Genomic DNA, 17597 nt, shown 5'->3' with positions numbered 1-17597 from the left:
CTACTGCCACTCCTCGGCCAGCAGCTCGAAGGAGCGGACGCGGTCCGCGTGGTCGTGCGTGATGGTCGTGACCAGCAGCTCGTCGGCGCCGGTGACCCGCTGCAGGGTCTCCAGCCGCTCGGCCACGGTGGCCGGCGCCCCCACGAACTGGGTGCGGACCCGGTCGTCGACCAGGGCCCGCTGTTCGCCGGTCCACTCGTGCGCCAGCGCGTCCTCGACGCTCGGGTACGGGATCGCGCCCAGGCCGCTGCGCACGCTCGCCACCCACAGCCCGAACGGCGCGGCCAGCCGCCGGGCCGTCTCGTCGTCCTCCGCCACCAGCACGTCGGCCGAGACCATCACGCGGGGCTCGGCCAGCAGCTCCGACGGCTTGAAGGCGGCCCGGTAGGCCTCGACCGCCTCGAGCACCTTGGCCGGGGCCACGTGGTAGTTGGCGGCGAAGGGCAGGCCGCGCTCGCCGGCCACCCGGGCGCTCTCGCCGCCGCTGCTGCCGAGGATCCAGATCTCGAGGTCGGCGCCCTCGCCGGGCACCGCCCGGGCCTCGTTGCCCTCGGCGTCGGTGGCCGGTCCGGCCAGCAGCGTCTCGATCTGGTCCAGGATCTCGCCGAGACCGAGCGGGGTGGCCCCGGGCTGGGTGAGCAACGACGCCAGCAGGGCCGAGCGGGTGGAGGCGTGGATCGGGGCCCACGAGAAGTGCTTCGGGATGAGCAGCCCGTCGACGACCCGCTCCTCTTCGACCGGCTTCTCCTTCTGCGTCAGCGCTTCCGTGCGCTGCTGACCGGAGCGTCCGATGCCCAGATCGAAGCGGCCCGGGTAGAGCGCGTCGAGCAGCCCGAACTGCTCGACGATGGTCAGCGCGGTCTGGTGACCGGTCTGCACGGCCCCCGACCCGAGCCGGATCCGCGACGTCGACGCCGCGATCTGCCCCAACAGCAGCGCCGGCTGCGAGCTGGCCACCCCGGGCGTGAAGTGGTGCTCGGCCACCCAGTACCGGTGATAGCCGAACCGCTCGGCGTGGCGGGCGAGGTCGATGGTCCGGCGCAGGGCGTCACCGGCGGTGCCACCGGCGACGAGCGGGCTGAGGTCGAGGATCGACAGGGGAACGGCCATGGCTATTTCCTATAGCCAAACTAGGCTTTCGGCAAGCGCCACCGGAAACGCGCTCGCGGCCGCGGCGGCCCGGCCGGGATGATGGCGGCCGTGAGCAGCAGGTTGCGGGCGATCGCCCAGGAGACGGTCAGCATCGTCGAGCGCGGGTCCTACCCCGGGGTGAGCATCGCCGATCAGGTCGCGCGGGCGAAGGCGGGCACCCGGCTGTACGGCCCCACCGACGCGCTCCCGGCGGCGAAAGCGTCGACCGTGGCCGCTCCCCGGATCGAAGTCACCGGTGAGTCGAGTCTGCAGGCCACCCGCCGGCTCGGCGGCGATGTGGCGTGCCTGGTCTTCGCGTCGGCCCGCAACCCGGGCGGCGGCTTCCTCAACGGGGCGCAGGCGCAGGAGGAGAGCCTCGCCCGCGGCTCCGCGCTCTACGCCTGCCTGCGCGAGGCCCCCGAGTTCTACGCCCACCACCGCGCGCACACCGAGCTGACCTACACCGACCGGATCATCTACTCGCCCGCGGTGCCGGTCTTCCGCGACGACAAAGGTCAACTGCTCGGCGAGCCGTACGCGGTCTCATTCCTGACCGCCGCCGCGCCCAACGCGGGCGCGATCGCCCGTAACCAGCCCGCGCTGTTGCCCGGGATCCCGGCCGTTCTCGAGCGGCGGGCGGCCCGGGTGCTGGCCGTGGCCGCCGCCCACGGTCATCGGCGGCTCGTGCTCGGCGCCTGGGGCTGCGGCGTCTTCGCCAACGACCCGGCCGTCGTCGCCTCCGCCTTCAAGGTCGCGCTGCAGGACGGCCCCTGGTTCGACGAGGTCGTCTTCGCCGTCCTGGGCGACCGGACGGCCTTCACGGCCGCATTCGGGTCAGGAACAGGTCGGTGACCCGCAGCAGCCGCAGGCCGTCGCCACCGAGCACGCCGGCCACCGCGGCCAGGGTGCGCGCCCGCTTCGCGGGCTCCAGCAGCCGGTAGGTCGAGGTGGAGTCGAGCAGGGCCAGATAACCATCGGTGCTGTACGTCATCTCGTCGCGGAACCGGATCTCCCGGACGTCGCCGAAGCGCGGGTCGAGCGACCCGGCCGGCCACAGGCCCGAGTGGTCCCAGTCGCCGGCGTGCGGGCCGAACGACGACGCGAGCGGGGTCAGCGTCGCTTCGTCGATGCCGGCCTCCCGTTCGACGGCGGCGAGCGCGGCCTGCACAGCCGGGTCCACGATGCCCAGCGGGTTCCAGAACAGGGCGGCCACGCCGTCGGGAGCGAGCACATTCGCAGCAAAGTCCCAGCGACGCGCCCGGTCCACCCAGTGCCACGACGTCCCGGCGAGCAGGATGCCGGCGGGCCGGGCCGGCCAGCTCTCGAAGTCCGTCACCTCCACTGAGACCGACGGGAACGCCGCCAGGTTCTCGCGCAGGACCTCGGCCATCCGCGCGTCCGGCTCGAGACAGGTCAGCGCAAGCGCGCCCGCGAAGTGCACGGTCGCCTTGCCCGTGCCGGCGCCGATCTCCACCGCGGTGCGCCGCGACGGCCCGGCGTAGTCCAGCACCGCCGCCGCCAGCCCGTCGTGATAGCCGGGCCGCCCGGCGTCGTACTGCGCGGCGGCCGATCCGAAGACTCGCGATGCTTTATTCACGAGGCCCCACCTTGCCATCATGACCCGATGACCGGCATCCGAATTCGCCCGTACGAACCGGCCGACCGGGACCGCGCGCTGGCCCTGGCCGAACGACTGCGGATCGGGGTCGCCCCGTGGCGTGACCCGGACGCCGTCCGCGAGGCCGTGACCGGCTGGGTCCGCGACTCGGTGGACCGTGGCGAGGTCCTGGTGGCCGAGCGCGACGGCCGGGTGGATGGCCTGGTCACGCTGGGCTTACGCCGCCACTTCACCGGGGACACCGACGCCTACGTGGGCGAGCTGGTCGTCGACGCGGCGGCCGAGCGCCGCGGGCTCGGCACGCTGCTCGTGCGGGCCGCCGAGCAGTGGGCCCGGGAGCGCGGCCTGACCCGCCTCACGCTGGAGACGGGCGCCGCCAACACGACGGCCCGGGCCTTCTACGCGGCTCTCGGCTACCGCGAGGAGGACGTACGGCTGACCAAGTCGTTACCGGTAGCTTCGTGAGCCCGAGACGAGGCTGACCCCGGCCGCGGCCAGGATCACCTGGATGACCAGCTCGATCCAGTCGACGCCGGGCGTGTGGGCGACGCCCATCGCGGCCGCGATGAACGTGCCCAGGACGGCGGCGACGATGCCGATGAGAATGGTGAGCCAGATCGGAATGCTCTGCCGGCCCGGAACCACCAGGCGCCCCAGAGCGCCGATGACCAGGCCGACGACGATCGCGGTGACGAGCCCCGAGAAGTGCACGACAGTTCCTCCACTACAAAGCGTGGACCCAATCTGCCGCGCCGTCCTGTGAGGTTGTTGTGCGGGAAGCGTCAGCTCACCAACAGTCCCAGGGAGGTCCCCGTTCTCTGGAGCCGCGTCAGCGCGTACGGCATGGGAAGCGTCGGTGGAGCCGGACGCGCCTCGCCGGCCGAGGCGAGCACCCGGCTGGCGTGGCCCGGGGCCAGGGGCAGCATCGGGTACCGGCCGGCCACGAGCTGGTCGAGGCGGCCCCGCCGTCGGCCGAACGAGGTCAGCGAGCGCCAATGGGCCAGCGTGGCCACCCGGTCGCTGTCGTGCCCGGGCGCCTCCGGCAACACGGTGACCTCGTCGAACGCCTCACCGCCGGCCAGCCACCACTCGGCCGCCTCGACCGCGGGCCGGGCCGCCGACTCGCACCAGTACGGCACGAGACCGCCGGCCCGCGCCTGCCACGGGTCGAGCAGCCGCCCGCAGGTCACCACGCAGCGCTCGGCCCCCGAAGCCTCCCGCAGCAGGTCGGCCACGCAGGCGCTCAGCGTCTCCGGCTGCGCGTAGAGCACCCGGTGCGAGGGCCGGCCGGTCTGCACGGAGAGCCGGTTGAGGTCCATGCCGAAGGCGGGCTCGCCCGAGCGTTCGGCGTAGCGGGGCGGCGCCTCGGCCGGGGCCGGCCAGTGGTCCACGCCGAGGTCGTCGAGCACGACCCGGAAGGCCGGGTTGCCGATCGAGTAGTCCTCCGGCTCCCAGCCGCCGACCGGGCTGCCCAGCTGGAAACTGTGCCGGCCCGACAGGGACCGGACCGGCCAGGTGCGCAGGTCCCGCAGGAGCAGGGAGGCGCCGTTCTCGGTCATCCGGTCGCGCAGGAAGCGCTCGTACGCCCTGGGCATGTGGTGCCAGCGCACATGGAGGCGCACGGTCGAGCCGCAGGGCGGCCCGTCGCGCAGCGGGTCGTGCACCTGGCGCACGCTGACGCCGGGATTGCGCGCGAGCAGCCGCTCGGCCAGCGCGGCGCCCCACCGCAGGGCGGCCGGCCAGTCCCCGGCGTCGCCGTCGGGCCAGGTCAGGGTCGTGGTGAAGCTGGTCGGCAGCCACGCCGCGCCGAGCGCCGCGGCCAGGTGGACGGCCGCCCCGTGCGGCGAGCCGAGCAGCACCGCCGGGTAGGTGGCCGCGGTGTAGTGCCCGGTGATCCACTCCGCGACGGCCTCGGCGTCGATCGCCCCCGCCGCGTAGTGCGGCACGGCCTCGGCCCGCGCCTCGCGGGCGATCTCGCCCCGGCGCTCCGCCGGCGGGAGCTGCCCGAGCCGCCCCAGCAGCGGGATCCGGCCCTGCACAGCGCCGTGATCGTGGGCGACCGTCGCCAGCAGCGCCCGGCCCAGGCTGTCGCCACACATGACCCGGTCGACCGGCGGGCCGGACACCGCCCCAAACGGGATCACCCGCATCAGCTCCCTCATTCGCCGCAGCGGCCTACCCCTTTGCGGCGCGGCGAAACCTGGGAATCAGCGGGGGGCGGGCGTCTCCCGGCCGGTCCCGGCGCGGAAGCGTACGGCCTTGTGCGTGCCGTCACAGAAGGGCTTGACGGCCGACCGGCCGCAGCGGCACAGGGCGATGGTGCCGCGGCCCGGGTCGATCTTCTCGCCGTCGGGGGTCTCCAGCTCGAAGTCGCCCCGCACGATCAGCGGGCCGTCTTGGTACGGCACGATCCTTGTCGTCATGGCCGGGCAGATGCCCACTGAGCTGCGAACGAAACAGATCGTTTACGGAAGTCGTGGTGGGGAAGCCTTGGCGGCATGAAGCTCCCCACGGCTCGCGGCTCCGTCTCGGCCGCACTGATCGACGTGCTGAGCGGCCGGGGTGGGTCCCTGCCGGTTGCGCCGGTCTTCGACGGTGACGAGGACCTGCACCTGACCTTGTTCGTCGCCTACGAGCTCGCCTACCGTGGCTGGGACGGCGTGGACGACCAGTGGGAGTGGGACCCGGACGTGCTGCGGGTGCGGGCCGCGGCCGAGCGCGCGTTCTGGTCGGATCTGATCGAACTGGCCGGCCCGGTCCCCACCCTGGACCCGGCGACCGTCCCCGCCGAGCTGGTCAAGACCGTCGAGGCGGACGACGGGCCGTCGCTCTCCGGCTACCTGCGCGGCCGCGCCACCCACCAGCAGTTCCGCGAGTTCGTCACGCACCGCTCCGTCTACCAGCTGCGCGAGGCCGACCCGCACACCTTCGCCATCCCCCGGCTCGGCGGGCGCGCCAAGGCCGCGCTGATCGAGATCCAGGCCGACGAGTACGGCGGCGGCGAGCTGCCCAAGATGCATCAGGAGCTGTTCAAACGCACGATGCGGTGGTTCGGCCTCGACACCACCTACGGCACGTACGTGGACTCGGTGGGTGCGCCCACCCTGGCCGTGAACAACGTGATGTCGCTGTTCGGCCTGCACCGGCGCTGGCGCGGGGCGATGATCGGGCACCTCGCCGCGTACGAGATGACCTCGACCCTGCCCAACCGGGCGTACGGCAACGGGTTGCGCCGCCTCGGCGGGGACGACTCGTCCACGGTCTACTACGACGAGCACGTGGAGGCCGACGCCGTCCACGAGCAGATCGCCGCCTACGACCTGTGCGGCTCGTTCGCCGCGGCCGAGCCCGAACTGGCCGGCGACGTCCTGTTCGGAGCACGCTGCGCGCTCAAGCTGGACGAGCTGTGGGCCCGCTCGGTCCTGGGCGCCTGGGAAGCCGGCGAGTCGTCGTTGCGGGTGTAAACCGGCGGGAACGGGGAAGCCGGGCCGGATGCAAGCCAGCATCACCTTCGTCGGCAACGCCACCACCGTCCTCCGGCTGGGCGGATTCACGCTGCTCACCGACCCCGCCTTCGGCCCCGCTGGGAGCCGGGTCTACCTCGGCTACGGCGCCTGGTCCAAACGCCTGCGCGACCCGGTCCTGGAAGCGGTCGACCTGCGCGAGGTCGACGCCATGCTCCTGTCCCACCTGCACGGCGACCACTTCGACCGGGCCGCCCGGCGCGTCATCGAGCCCACCCTGCCCATCCTGACCACCCCGCAGGCCGCCCGCCGCCTGCGCCGCCGCCGCTACCTGGCCGCGACCGGCCTGCCCACCTGGGAATGCCACGAGTGGACCCGGCACCGCCAGCGCCTGCGCGTCACCGCGGTCCCCGGCCGGCACGGCCCCGGCCTGGCCGATCACCTGCTCCCGGACGTGATGGGCACGGTGATCGAACTCGAGGTGGACGGCCGGTGCGCGCTGCGCCTCTACATCACCGGCGACACCCTCTTCGACTCGGCGCTGGCCGCCGTCCCCCGCCGCTTCGGCGAGATCGACGCCATGGTGATCCACCTGGGCGGCACCAGGCTTCTGGGAATGCTCCTCACCATGGACGGCCACCAGGGCGTCGAACTGACCCACCTGATCCGCCCCGGCCTGACCCTGCCCGTCCACTACGACGACTACAAGGTCATGAAGAGCCCGCTCTCGGACTTCCTCACCCGCGCCAAGGACCAGGGCCTTTCGGGCATACGCCCGATCGAGCGCGGCGCGACCATGGACCTCCCCCTGCGCCGCGACGTGGTCGCCTGAGCTCTGGATCTTGCGAGCGTAGAGTTCAGAGATGCGGATCGGCGACTTGTCCAAGCGTACGGGCGTGAGTCCGCGCTCTCTGCGGTACTACGAGGAGCAGGGACTGCTGACCACTTCACGCTCCGACGCCGGGCAGCGTCACTATTCCGAGGCCGATGTCGAACGCGTGGCGCTGATCCGGCAGCTGTTCGACGCGGGTATGTCAAGCCGGGTGATCGCGTCTGTGCTGCCGTGCGTGGATACCCCGACTGACCCGGACATCACCGAGTCCGCGTTCGTGACGATGATGCACGAGCGCGACCGGATCGACGCCGACATCGCGCATCTGCTCAAGACGCGGGATGCGCTCGACGGACTGACCGGGATCAACCGCAGGTACTGGGCGGAGCTGACGTCGGCCCCGGTCCCGGGGTGACACCGCGGGTCTGACGCTGTGACCTGCACCTCAGCCAGTTGCCCTTTACACCGATGTGAGCGGTGAGGATGGCCGCAGCGCCCGGAACGACCGGGCCGGTCATACCGGAGGCGGCAGCACATGGGACAGGCGTGGGGTTTCGGCAAGTTCGGCGGGCCTGAGGTGCAGGAGCTCTTCGATCGTCCCGCCCCGGTCCCCGGTCCGGGCGAGGTGCTGATCCGGGTCGACGTCGCCGGCGTGAATCCGATGGACCACGTGCTGCGCTCGGCGCCGCTCCCCGGGCTCGACAGCGGACGTCCGTTTCCCCGCGTTCTGGGCATGGAGGCAGCGGGAACCGTTCTCGCCCTGGGCGAGGGCGTCGACGGGCTCGAGGTGGGCGACCCGGTCTTCGGCTTCGCGCTCACCGGTGGTGGTACCTACGCGGAGACGACGGTGCTGTCCGCACCGCACACCGCTCGTATCCCGGTTGGCCTGTCCGCGACCGTGGCGGCGACGTTGCCGGTGGCCGGGACGACCGCGGTGGACGCGCTCGACCAGCTCGGCCTCACGGCCGGTGCCACGGTCCTGGTCAACGGGGTCGGGGGTGGCGTCGGACTCCTCGTCGCCCGGCTGGCCGCCGGGCGCGATCTGCGGGTGATCGGCACCGGCAGTGGCACCAAACGCGAGCCGGCCGAGGCCATCGGGGTGCGATTCATCGACTACACCGCCGGGGACGTCGTCGCCGCGGCCCGCGAGCTGGTTCCGGACGGCGTCGACGGGATCGTCGACCTGGTCGGCGGCGCCTCGCTGCGGGCGGTCGCCCCACTGGCCAGGGATCCCCGCAACGTCATCGCCGTGAATGACATGTCGGTGTCCGAGATCGGTGGGCGTTCCGTCGAACGTCGCCTCGACCGCGAGAGTCTGGAGCGGGCCGCCCGGCTGGCCCTTGACGGAGTCCTCACCCCCGTCATCACTGCGGTCCACCCGCTCGCCGACGCGCCGGCCGCCCTCGCCGCCGTCGAAAGCGGTCATATTTCGGGCAAGGCTGTCATCAAGGTGGCATGAGACGCGAGGGTCGGTCTACTCGGCTTGGCGGCCGGGCCGGGCGCGGCTGCCTCCTCCGACAGCTGACGGATGTACGTGTTGATGTCGCTGTCAATATTGCCGTCGGTCCACGTTGACTACGCGAAATGGTCCGGCAGCGAGAGGCGCTCGTGGGTGACGGGTGCGTCGAGGACCGGCGGCACCTGGGTCAGCTGGCTCGCCAGGTGGGCGGCCAGCGGGCCGACGCGGAGACGGGCGAGGGCGCTCGGGGTGGCCCAGCGCTCCGCCACCCTGGGGTGGGCCACCAGCACGCCGGCGGAGGTGGCCGGCTCCAGGTAGAGCCCGGTGAGCGTCACGCTTCCAGTATGGAGCGGGCACCGTTCTTCCCGTGCGTCTGCGATCATGCCGATCATGACGGCCGCCGATTGGTATGACGACTTCGCCGAGCGCCAGGCGCGCGGGGTTTCCCTCACCTACGAGCGTCTGGCCCGCTCGGTCGCCCGCGACGACGGCCTGCTGGCCCTGCTCGACACGGTGCCGCAGCCGAAGCGCCAGCCCAACCTGCTCTTCGGCGTCGTCCGGCGGCTCGGCGGGCCGGTCCACTCCCCGACCGCGTTCGCCGCTTTTGTCCGTTCACACTGGCCGGTCGTCGCCCACGAGCTGCTGACCCGCGCCACGCAGACCAACGAGGTCAACCGCTGCGCCCTGCTGCTGCCGGTCCTCGCGGCGCTGCCGCAGCCGCTCGCGCTGCTCGAGGTGGGCTGCTCGGCCGGCCTCAACCTCTACCCCGACCGCTACTCGTACGAATACAGCGAGTACGAGTACGGCGAGCACCGCGTCGGCTCGTCCGGTCCGCTGCTGACCTGCACCGCGTCCGGCCCGCCGCTGCCCACCTCGCTGCCGTCGGTCGTCTGGCGGGCCGGGATCGACCTCAACCCGCTCGACGTCCGCGACCCGGACGACCTGGCCTGGCTCGACGCCCTGATCTGGCCCGAGCACGACCACCGCCGGGCCCGCCTCCGGGAGGCGGCGGCGATCGCCGCGGCCGATCCACCCCGGCTGGTACGCGGTGACCTCGTGGACGATCTGCCGGCCCTGGCCGCCACCGCGCCGAAGGACGCCACCCTCGTCGTTTTCCACACATCGGTGCTGTATCAGGTGCCCGACGAGCGCCGTCGCCGGTTCACCACGCTGGCCGGGTCGCTGCCGGGGCACTGGATCGCCGTCGAGGACCCGGAGGTGCTGGTCTACCCCGACCTGCCGCCGGCGCCGGGCGGGCCGCGGCACAAGAACGTGCTGGCGCTGGACGGCAAGCCGCTCGCCTGGACGCAGGGCCACGGCGAGGGCATGTCCTGGTTCGGGTCTCCTACTTTCTAGGTGGGAGATGTATGTTGACGGTATGAGCATCACCGACGATCTGCTCGCCCACGCCGCCGACTACGCCGCCGCCTTCGACAAGGGCGGCCTGCCGCTGCCGCCCGCCAAACACGTCGCCGTCGTCGCCTGCATGGACGCGCGCCTGAACCCGTACGGCCTGCTCGGCCTCTCGGAGGGCGACGCCCACGTCATCCGCAACGCCGGCGGCGTCGTCACCGCCGACGAGCTGCGCAGCCTGGCCATCAGCCAGCGCCTGCTGGCCACCACCGAGATCATCCTGATCCACCACACCGACTGCGGCATGCTCACCTTCACCGACGACGGCTTCAAGACCGCCATCGAGCAGGAGGTGGGCCTGCGCCCGCCGTGGGCGGCCGAGGCCTTCACCGACCTCGACGAGGACGTCCGCCAGTCGATCCGCCGCATCCGGGCCGACCCGTTCATCCCGGTCAAGGACTCGGTCCGCGGCTTCGTCTACGACGTGACCACCGGCAAGCTGCGCGAGGTCACCGCCTGACCGTGCCGCTCCTTCTGCTGGACCTCGACAACACCCTGATCGACCGGGACGCGGCGTTCCGCGCGGCCGTCACGGCGTTCCTGGCCGGGCACGGGCTGCCCGCCGCCGACGTCGACTGGGTGATGACCGTCGACGGCGGCGGCTTCGTGCCCCGGGACGAGGTCGCGACAACCTTGACCCAGAGGTACGGAGTCGACGCGCGGCCGCTGCTCGACACCGGCGCCGCCGATTGCGTCGTGCTCGAGCCGCCCGTCGCCCGGGCCTTGACCGACGCCCGGGCGCGGGGCTGGACCAGTGTGATCGTCACCAACGGGCGGACGGCCCAGCAGGAGGCGAAGATCCGCCGCACCGGCCTGGACCGGCTCGTCCACGGCTGGGTCGTGTCGGAGGCGGCCGGCTGCCGCAAACCCGAACCCGAGATCTTCCACGCCGCGGCCGCGACGGCCGGGCTCCCCCTCGCCGGCGCCTGGATGATCGGCGACTCGCCGCGGGCCGACATCGCGGGCGCGGCCGCGCTCGGCCTGCGCACCGTGTGGGTCGCGAACGGCCGGGCGTGGAGCCTCGCCGGCTGCGCGCCCACCTACACGGCATCGGATGTCACTTCGGCCGTACGCCTCGTGGTCTGAGCGGCGACCAGGAAGACACCGAAGATGAGCAGGTTGAGGATCCAGCGCGGGTCGTCGACATGCAGCGCCTCGGCGAACTGGGCCCGTTCGGCCGCCGTGAGCGGCGTCGTGGACCGCTCGGCCGAGGCGAAGTCGAGCCGGTCACCGAGGAAGACCAGTCCCGCGCGCTGAGCGGCTCGACGGGCACCCTCGTCCTCCCCACGACACGTTCCTCGGCCGCGGTCACCGGCGCGGGAACGCGGCGGACGGCCAGCACGGCGACGACGGCCATCAGCAAGCCGAAGACCGGGACGACCCACCACTGCGGAACGCCGCGCTCGACCATGGCCATGGACAGACCGAAGACGACCATCGACCACACGAAGAGACCGGCGACGACCAGCCCCCGCTGCAGGGCCGGCGACCGCACCACCTCGGCGGCTCTCCTCCATCGCAGCCTAGAGGGCGCCTGCGATGACGACGCGATGACCGGCAGCCGGCGGCCAGCGGTGACCGGGGCCGTCGTCACCGTGGCCCGCCTCGCTCATGCCGTCTGACTATCGGGCCGAGGTTGCCCTGGAAGGCCTCGACACGTTGATCGATCGCTTGTCCGCTCCCGCCTGCTGCAGCGGCGCGCAGCGAAGCCGGAGAAGCTGGAAACCGCTGTATCTCGCGCGCGGCTGAGCCGCCGCGGCCAGTAGCGTCGCAGCATGGCCGATCGTGAGATGTTGCAGGACAAGCCTCATCGGCAGGTGGTGCGGGTCGGGGACACGGTGCGGCGGCCGCTGCAGCCTTGGTCGCCGGCCGTGCACGAGCTCCTGCGGTATCTGGAAGGTGCCGGGTTCCCCTGCTCGCCGCGCGTGCGTGGGGTCGACGGAGACGGGCACGAGGTTCTCACCTACGTCGACGGGGAGTCCGGGCCGGACGGTTGGGCCAAGGTGGTCGACGAGCGAGGGCTTGTCGCGATGGCGCGGCTGCTGCGTGAGTATCACGAGGCGGTGCGGGGCTTTCGGCCCGCGGCGAGCTGGGCCGGGCGGGACGAGCCGATGGGCGGCGACGAGGTCGTCTGTCACGGGGACTTCGGGCCGTGGAATCTGGTGTGGCGCGGTCTCGAACCGGTCGGGATCATCGACTGGGACTATGCCTGGCCCGCGAAGCCGATCCACGACGTGGCGTACGCGCTCGAGTATGTCGCTCCGTTCCGGGACGACGAGACGTGCCTGCGGTGGCTGTCCTACCCGGCGCCGCCGGATCGGCGGCGCCGGATGGAGATCTTCGCCGAGGCCTACGGGCTCCCGGACGGCAACCTGGTCGATGAGGTCATCGCTCAGCAGGAGACCGTCTGGCAGCGGGCCCGCCGGCTCGCCGAGCAGGGGCAGCAGCCGCAGGCCGAGTGGCTGGCGACCGGGTTCCTCGACGAGACGGCGGAGCGGATCCGGTGGAGCCGGGACAACCGGCGGCTATTCGAATGACAGGAGCCGGAACAATGTCAGCCACTGCTCCGGCCACACCTCCCCCGCCGCTTCGGCGTCCAGGCGTACGGCCCGGCAAGCCGCATCGGCCCGTCGCGTCCCGTAACGCCGGCCCAGCGAGGCCCGCACCGAGCCCCCCGCGCCGCCGAAGCCGCACTCGACCATCGCCTCGTAGGACGACAGCGAGGAGACCAGCGGTCCGGGGCGGCGGGTCAGCCGCAGGACGCCGCCGTCCACGCGCGGGACCGGGCGGAACGCCGAGCGCGGCACGTGCCCGGCGAGCTCCCACACCCGCGAGGGCCACGTCAGGACGGTCAATTTGGACCAGCGGCCGTAGTCGCCGGTGCGTTTGCGGGCGTACTCCCACTGCGTGACCAGGGTGGCCCGCCGCATCATGGGCGCGCGCAGGCACCAGGTGACGAGCGCTGACGTCAGCGCGTACGGAATATTGCCGACCACGGAGAAGGACCCGGACGGCGGCCTCGCCGCCAGAAAGTCCTCCGTGCGCACGCTGAGCCGGTCATGTCGCGGCAGCGCGGTGGCCATGCCGGGGTCGACCTCGTACGCGACGACGCGCGCCGACCGCCGCAGGAGCTCGGTGGTGAGCCTCCCGCGGCCGGCGCCGGCCTCGTAGACCAGCTCGCCCCGCTTCACATCGGCGGCGTCGACCACGTTCCGTACCGCATCCGGGTCGTTGAGGAAGTTCTGCCCGAGAACCCGCCGGTTGCGGGCACGCTCAGAGTTGATGGCCAAGGCCGGGAATCCTTCGCGGAAACGCGGACAGGCGTCGTCGGGGCCCGTCCGCTGAGGAGGGTGGACTCAGCGAAGGCCCTGGCGGGGCGAAACGTCAGAGGTCAGACAGCGCGGGCCAGGGCGGGACACCGGCGCGGAGCCGGGCCGCGGGCGTCCAGGCCCCGATCATCAGAGCGTGCGTGGGCATCCGCCGACCATAGGAGACCGTTGTCCCCCGGTCGACCGGTTTTCCGGTTGTGATCGACGTCGCGGGACAAGTTACTGACAAGTTGGTGGCGAAACGGCGTTGCGATCAGGAGGCTGTCGCCATGACTACGACGTTCGATCGTGCTGCCGCGCGGGGCAGCGCGGAGCTCGTGCACGCGAAGCGGATCGAGCTGTCCGCCCTGGCCGTCCCGACCGGCCGGGGCTGGGCGCCGCTCGGCGATCAGGTCACCGAGTGCCTGGTGAAGCAGCCGAGCACCATCGGCGAGGTGATCACGATGCTGGTCACCCTGCAGCGCATCCTGGACGAGCTGCCGCCGAGCCCGGCCAACAACCGGGTGTCGGCCTTCAACGAGCTCTACCTGAAGATCACCCGCCGGGTCGACGGCGCCCTGGTCGAGGGGGTCAACTCGCCCGATTTCCTGGAGCAGCTCGATGTCGAGTTCGCCCGGCGCTACTTCTCGGCGATCGACCTGTGGAACAACGACAACGAGGACACCCCCGACGTGTGGGAGGTGTTGTTCAAGCGGGCCGGTGATGTCGAGATGACCCGCCTGACCGCGGCCATGCTCGGCGTCAACGCGCACATCAACCACGATCTCGCGCTCGCCCTGATCGCCACGTGGGCCGACCAGGGCGCGCCCACCGACGACCTCATCCACCCGGACTACCTGCTGGTCAACGACATCTTCTACCAGGAGATCCCGCCGCTGCGGCGCGGCTTCTCCGACCGCTGGCAGCTGTGGCTGGACAAGTTCGTCGGCCCGCTCGACGACTGGAGCCAGCGCCTGCTGGTCACCACGACCCGGGAGCACGCGTGGGACCAGGCGCGCCGGCTGTGGCTGCTGCGCAACGACGACGAGGACTTCGAGCAGGCCCGCCGCACGATGGACCGGGTCGCCTCGCTGCTGGCCGAGTGGGCGATCGTGGGCGACCGGGTCGTGTCCGAGACCGGCGACATCCTCGAGGACGGCCGTGATCTGCTGCGCAAGCTGCTCGGCCGGGAGCGGCTCACGTAAGACCGCGCGTGGCCGATTAGAGAGGCATGCTCCGTGCGGCCGCGCCACCCTCGTTCGGGGCGCTGTTCGAGTCGTCGCCGATCGGGATGGCCGTGGTCAGCCTGGACGGCGAGTGGGTGCGGGTCAATCCGGCCATCGCCGCCATGCTCGGCTACACCCCGGCCGAGCTGCTGGCCCGCCGCCGGGAGTCGGTCGTCCACCCGGAGGATGTCGACAACGACGCCGCCCAGGCGGCCGATCTGGTGGCCGGGCGGATCGACAGCTACCGGGCACACAAGCGCTACCGGCGCCGCCACGGCGGGCTGACCCACTGCCTGCTGACCGTCACCCTGCTGCGCGACGACGACGGCGCGCCGGCGCACTTCCTGACCCAGCTGCTCGACGTCACCGCCACCCTGGCCGCCCAGCAGGCCCACGAGCGCAGCGAGGAGCAGTTCCGGACGGCGTTCGACGGCAGCCCGATCGGTCTGCTCATCGCCGACGAGCACGGCCGGTTCCGGCGGGCCAACCCGGCCGCCGCCGCGCTGACCGGCCGGTCGGTGGAGGAGCTGATCGGGCTCACCCACCGCGAGATCACCGACCCGGCCGACATCGAGGCCAGCGCCCGGGCCCGGCTGGCGCTGCTGCGCGGGGCCACCGACGTGCGGTACGACAACCGGTTGCGGCACGCCGACGGCCGGATCAGCTGGACCCGGGTCAGCCTGTCGCTGATCCCCGGCCCGGACGGGCGCCGCTGGCGGCTCGTGCAGCTGCAGGACATCACCGCCGAACGGGACGCCGCGCTGGCCGCCGAGCGTGAGGGCCAGCGCCTGCGGGCCACGCTGGTGGTGCAGCGCGACGTCACCGCCGCCGCGGCCGACCGGGACGCGGCGCTGCGGGTGGTCGCGGCCCGCGCGGTGGAGCTCTTCGAGGACGCCGACGGGGCCACGGTCGAGCTGGCCGAGGGCGACGACCTGGTGTACGCCGCCACGGCCGGCACCCTGGCCGCCGCGAAACACGCCCGCGTGCCGGTGACCGGCTCGCTCAGCGGCCAGGTGCTGACCACCGGCGCCCCCGCCCACTGCGCCGACACCTCGGTCGACCCGCGGGTGGACCGCGCCGCGTGCGAACGGCACGGCATCGGCTCGATGATGATCGCCCCGCTCTACGCCGAGAACCGGGTCATCGGCTGCCTCAAGGTCGCCTCGGCCCGCACCGGCGCGTTCGGGCCGCCCGAGGTGCAGCAGCTCGCCCTGCTGGCCGACAGCCTGAGCTCGGCCCTGCAGCACGCCGACGACGCCGCCCGCAACTCGGCCCTGCTCGCCGAGCGCACCCACGCCCTCGCGCTGCTGGAGGCGAGCGAGACCCGCTTCCGGATGACGTTCGACAACTCGCCGCTCGGGCTCGGCCTGATCAGCCTGGACGGTGGCGTCCCCGGGCGCTACCTGCAGGCCAACCCCGCGATGACCGCGATCACCGGCTACAGCGCCGGCGAGCTGCTGCGGATGACGTACGCCGACCTCGTGCACCCGGACGACCGGCACTTCCGGTCCTCCCGCGAAGTGGTGCGCTACCTGCACAAGGACGGCCACGAGGTCTGGGTGTCCTCGCGCACGGCCGAGGTCCACGACGACACCGGGCGGCCGCTCTACCTGGTCAGCCAGATCGAGGACGTGACCGCGCAACGGGCGGCCGAGGCCCAGCTGCGCCGCCAGGCCCGCCTGCTCGAGCTGATCCCGGCCGCCGTGATCGTCCGCGACCGCGACGGCACGATCCGCTGGTGGAACACGGGCGCCGAGCAGCTCTACGGCTGGCCGCTGGCCGCGGTGGCCGGCAAGAACATCCACCGCCTGCTCCGCACCGTCTTCCCCGACGACGGCACCGCCCAGGACGCGCTCGACGGCCTCGTCCGGGCCGGTCACTGGGACGGCCAGCTCGAGCACCTGACCGCGGCCGGCCGGGTCGTCACCGTGCTCAGCCGCCAGGTGCTGCACCTGCCGGCCGACCAGGTCCTGGAGATCAACACCGACGTGACCGCGGCCCGCGCCGCCGAGCAGGCCCTGGCCGAGAGCGAGCAGCGCTTCCGGGCCCAGTTCACCCACTCGGCGGCCGGGCAGGCCGTCTACGGGCTCGACGGCTCGCTCATGTCGGTCAACCCGGCCTACGCGGCGATGCTCGGGCACACCGTCGAGCACCTCGTGGGCCGCCCCGACCGCGACTTCGTCCATCCCGACGACCTGCACGAGAGCCGCCGCCACCGGGCCGACCTGTTCACCGGCGAACGCGACGCCTACACCCAGGAGAGCCGGCTGCGGCACGCCGACGGCCACTGGGTCGACGTGTCGGCCACCTTCTCCGTGGTCCGCGAGGCCGGTGGCCGCCCCAAACACCTGATCGGCGTCTTCACCGACATCTCGGCCCGCCGCGCCGCCGAGGCCGACCGGGACCGCTCGGCCGCCGCGCTGGCCGAGCGCAACGCCGAACTGGAGGCGGCCGACCGGCTCAAGCTCGACATCATCGGCATGCTCGGCCACGAGATCGGCAACCCGCTGTCCTCGATCCGCGGGTACGCCGAGGTCCTCACCGACGGCACCACCGACGCCATGCGGGAACGCGCGATCGAGGCGATCGCCCGGCAGGCCGGCCGGCTGGACGACATCGTCCGGGAGGTGCTGGCCATGGTGTCGATCGACGCGGGTTCGCTCACGGCCGTACGGCAGGAAGTTGATCTGCGGGACCAGATCGCCCAGGCCCTCGTGGCGATGGACCTGGACGACCTGCCCGTGCACGGTGAGAACGGGTGGGCTCTCTGCAACCCCGGGCACCTGCAGCAGATCCTGGCCAACCTGCTCTCCAACGCCGCCAAATACGGCGGCGGGGCAACTGCGATAACCCTGAGCCGTACGGATTCTCGCGCGCTCGTCAGCGTCGCCGACAGCGGGCCGGGAGTGCCCGCCGAGTTCCGCCCCCGCTTGTTCGAACGCCTGGCCCGGGCCGAACGCGACGCCACCAGCGTCCGTGGCACCGGCCTGGGCCTCTACATCGTGCGCGGCCTGGCCCGGGCCAACGAGGGCGACATCCGCCACGTCCCCAACCCCACCGGTGGGTCGATCTTCGTCCTCGACCTCGAGGCGGCCCCCTCGTAGAAAGTGTCGTACCCCTGCGGCATCATCTCGCCCACAGAGGAC

At 72.5% G+C, this 17597-nt stretch carries 20 protein-coding genes; 13 read left to right on the top strand and 7 right to left on the bottom strand.

Annotated features, from left to right (window positions below; translation table 11 throughout):
* Positions 1-1110, bottom strand: coding sequence for an LLM class flavin-dependent oxidoreductase (locus AB0J66_RS04300; RefSeq protein WP_364655532.1), 1110 nt, complete (start codon positions 1108-1110; stop codon positions 1-3).
* A gap of 90 nt (positions 1111-1200) precedes the next feature.
* On the opposite strand from AB0J66_RS04300, the gene AB0J66_RS04295 reads away from it, so the two are divergent.
* Positions 1201-1983 (top strand): TIGR02452 family protein, encoded by a 783-nt coding sequence (locus tag AB0J66_RS04295; protein ID WP_364655530.1) that lies wholly within the window; start codon positions 1201-1203, stop codon positions 1981-1983.
* On the opposite strand, the gene AB0J66_RS04290 is transcribed toward AB0J66_RS04295, so the two are convergent.
* Positions 1949-2728 (bottom strand): class I SAM-dependent methyltransferase, encoded by a 780-nt coding sequence (locus AB0J66_RS04290; protein WP_364655528.1) that lies wholly within the window; start codon positions 2726-2728, stop codon positions 1949-1951. The genes AB0J66_RS04295 and AB0J66_RS04290 overlap by 35 nt on opposite strands.
* Positions 2729-2755: 27 nt before the next feature.
* Here AB0J66_RS04290 and AB0J66_RS04285 point away from each other — a divergent pair, with 27 nt between their 5' ends.
* Positions 2756-3214, top strand: a complete 459-nt coding sequence (locus AB0J66_RS04285) for a GNAT family N-acetyltransferase (RefSeq protein ID WP_364655526.1) — start codon at positions 2756-2758, stop codon at positions 3212-3214.
* On the opposite strand, the gene AB0J66_RS04280 is transcribed toward AB0J66_RS04285, so the two are convergent.
* The 3 genes from AB0J66_RS04280 to AB0J66_RS04270 all read right to left on the bottom strand — a co-directional run bounded on the left by AB0J66_RS04280 (position 3197) and on the right by AB0J66_RS04270 (position 5172).
* The gene (locus AB0J66_RS04280) at positions 3197-3460 is read right to left on the bottom strand and encodes a GlsB/YeaQ/YmgE family stress response membrane protein (protein ID WP_364655525.1); all 264 of its coding nucleotides are present in this window, start codon (positions 3458-3460) and stop codon (positions 3197-3199) included. The two genes, AB0J66_RS04285 and AB0J66_RS04280, sit on opposite strands and share 18 nt — an antisense overlap.
* Positions 3461-3531: 71 nt before the next feature.
* Positions 3532-4893: a hypothetical protein gene (locus AB0J66_RS04275; RefSeq protein ID WP_364655523.1), complete on the bottom strand. Its 1362-nt coding sequence runs from the start codon at positions 4891-4893 to the stop codon at positions 3532-3534.
* 63 nt (positions 4894-4956) lie between these two features.
* Complete coding sequence (locus AB0J66_RS04270) at positions 4957-5172, bottom strand: CDGSH iron-sulfur domain-containing protein (RefSeq protein ID WP_364655522.1); 216 nt, start codon at positions 5170-5172, stop codon at positions 4957-4959.
* A gap of 75 nt (positions 5173-5247) precedes the next feature.
* On the opposite strand from AB0J66_RS04270, the gene AB0J66_RS04265 reads away from it, so the two are divergent.
* The 4 genes from AB0J66_RS04265 to AB0J66_RS04250 all read left to right on the top strand — a co-directional run bounded on the left by AB0J66_RS04265 (position 5248) and on the right by AB0J66_RS04250 (position 8504).
* Positions 5248-6213 carry an iron-containing redox enzyme family protein gene (locus tag AB0J66_RS04265; protein WP_364655520.1) on the top strand — a complete coding sequence of 322 codons (966 nt, stop codon included), beginning with the start codon at positions 5248-5250 and terminating at the stop codon, positions 6211-6213.
* 28 nt (positions 6214-6241) lie between these two features.
* Positions 6242-7045, top strand: coding sequence for an MBL fold metallo-hydrolase (locus tag AB0J66_RS04260; RefSeq protein ID WP_364655519.1), 804 nt, complete (start codon positions 6242-6244; stop codon positions 7043-7045).
* 31 nt (positions 7046-7076) lie between these two features.
* A complete protein-coding gene (locus AB0J66_RS04255) occupies positions 7077-7460 on the top strand; it encodes a MerR family transcriptional regulator (protein ID WP_364655517.1) in 384 nt (127 codons plus the stop codon).
* A 120-nt stretch (positions 7461-7580) separates the two neighbouring features.
* On the top strand, positions 7581-8504 hold the full coding sequence (locus AB0J66_RS04250) for an NADP-dependent oxidoreductase (protein ID WP_364655515.1): 924 nt from the start codon (positions 7581-7583) through the stop codon (positions 8502-8504).
* A gap of 116 nt (positions 8505-8620) precedes the next feature.
* Here the strand turns inward: AB0J66_RS04250 and AB0J66_RS04245 are convergent, their stop codons facing one another.
* Complete coding sequence (locus AB0J66_RS04245) at positions 8621-8839, bottom strand: hypothetical protein (RefSeq protein WP_364655513.1); 219 nt, start codon at positions 8837-8839, stop codon at positions 8621-8623.
* 55 nt (positions 8840-8894) lie between these two features.
* Here AB0J66_RS04245 and AB0J66_RS04240 point away from each other — a divergent pair, with 55 nt between their 5' ends.
* From AB0J66_RS04240 to AB0J66_RS04220, 5 genes are all read left to right on the top strand, one after another.
* Positions 8895-9860: a DUF2332 domain-containing protein gene (locus tag AB0J66_RS04240; RefSeq protein WP_364655510.1), complete on the top strand. Its 966-nt coding sequence runs from the start codon at positions 8895-8897 to the stop codon at positions 9858-9860.
* Between the two features lie 22 nt (positions 9861-9882).
* Positions 9883-10377 (top strand): carbonic anhydrase, encoded by a 495-nt coding sequence (locus tag AB0J66_RS04235; RefSeq protein WP_364655509.1) that lies wholly within the window; start codon positions 9883-9885, stop codon positions 10375-10377.
* A gap of 2 nt (positions 10378-10379) precedes the next feature.
* Positions 10380-11003: an HAD family hydrolase gene (locus tag AB0J66_RS04230; protein ID WP_364655507.1), complete on the top strand. Its 624-nt coding sequence runs from the start codon at positions 10380-10382 to the stop codon at positions 11001-11003.
* Positions 11004-11062: 59 nt separating this feature from the next.
* Positions 11063-11539 (top strand): hypothetical protein, encoded by a 477-nt coding sequence (locus AB0J66_RS04225; RefSeq protein WP_364655505.1) that lies wholly within the window; start codon positions 11063-11065, stop codon positions 11537-11539.
* Positions 11540-11692: 153 nt separating this feature from the next.
* Positions 11693-12454, top strand: a complete 762-nt coding sequence (locus AB0J66_RS04220) for an aminoglycoside phosphotransferase family protein (protein ID WP_364655504.1) — start codon at positions 11693-11695, stop codon at positions 12452-12454.
* On the opposite strand, the gene erm is transcribed toward AB0J66_RS04220, so the two are convergent.
* A complete protein-coding gene (gene erm, locus AB0J66_RS04215) occupies positions 12443-13207 on the bottom strand; it encodes a 23S ribosomal RNA methyltransferase Erm (protein WP_364655502.1) in 765 nt (254 codons plus the stop codon). The genes AB0J66_RS04220 and erm overlap by 12 nt on opposite strands.
* A gap of 308 nt (positions 13208-13515) precedes the next feature.
* Between erm and AB0J66_RS04210 the strand changes: the two genes are divergently transcribed.
* Positions 13516-14430 (top strand): DUF5995 family protein, encoded by a 915-nt coding sequence (locus AB0J66_RS04210; RefSeq protein WP_364655501.1) that lies wholly within the window; start codon positions 13516-13518, stop codon positions 14428-14430.
* 26 nt (positions 14431-14456) lie between these two features.
* A complete protein-coding gene (locus AB0J66_RS04205; RefSeq protein ID WP_364655500.1) occupies positions 14457-17555 on the top strand; it encodes a PAS domain S-box protein in 3099 nt (1032 codons plus the stop codon).
* Positions 17556-17597: the final 42 nt, after the last annotated feature.

This window comes from Actinoplanes sp. NPDC049598 (assembly GCF_040675435.1).
Lineage (GTDB): Bacteria > Actinomycetota > Actinomycetes > Mycobacteriales > Micromonosporaceae > Actinoplanes.
The sequence above is the reverse complement of the archived record's forward strand: the minus strand, read 5'-3'. Positions and strand labels throughout refer to the sequence as shown.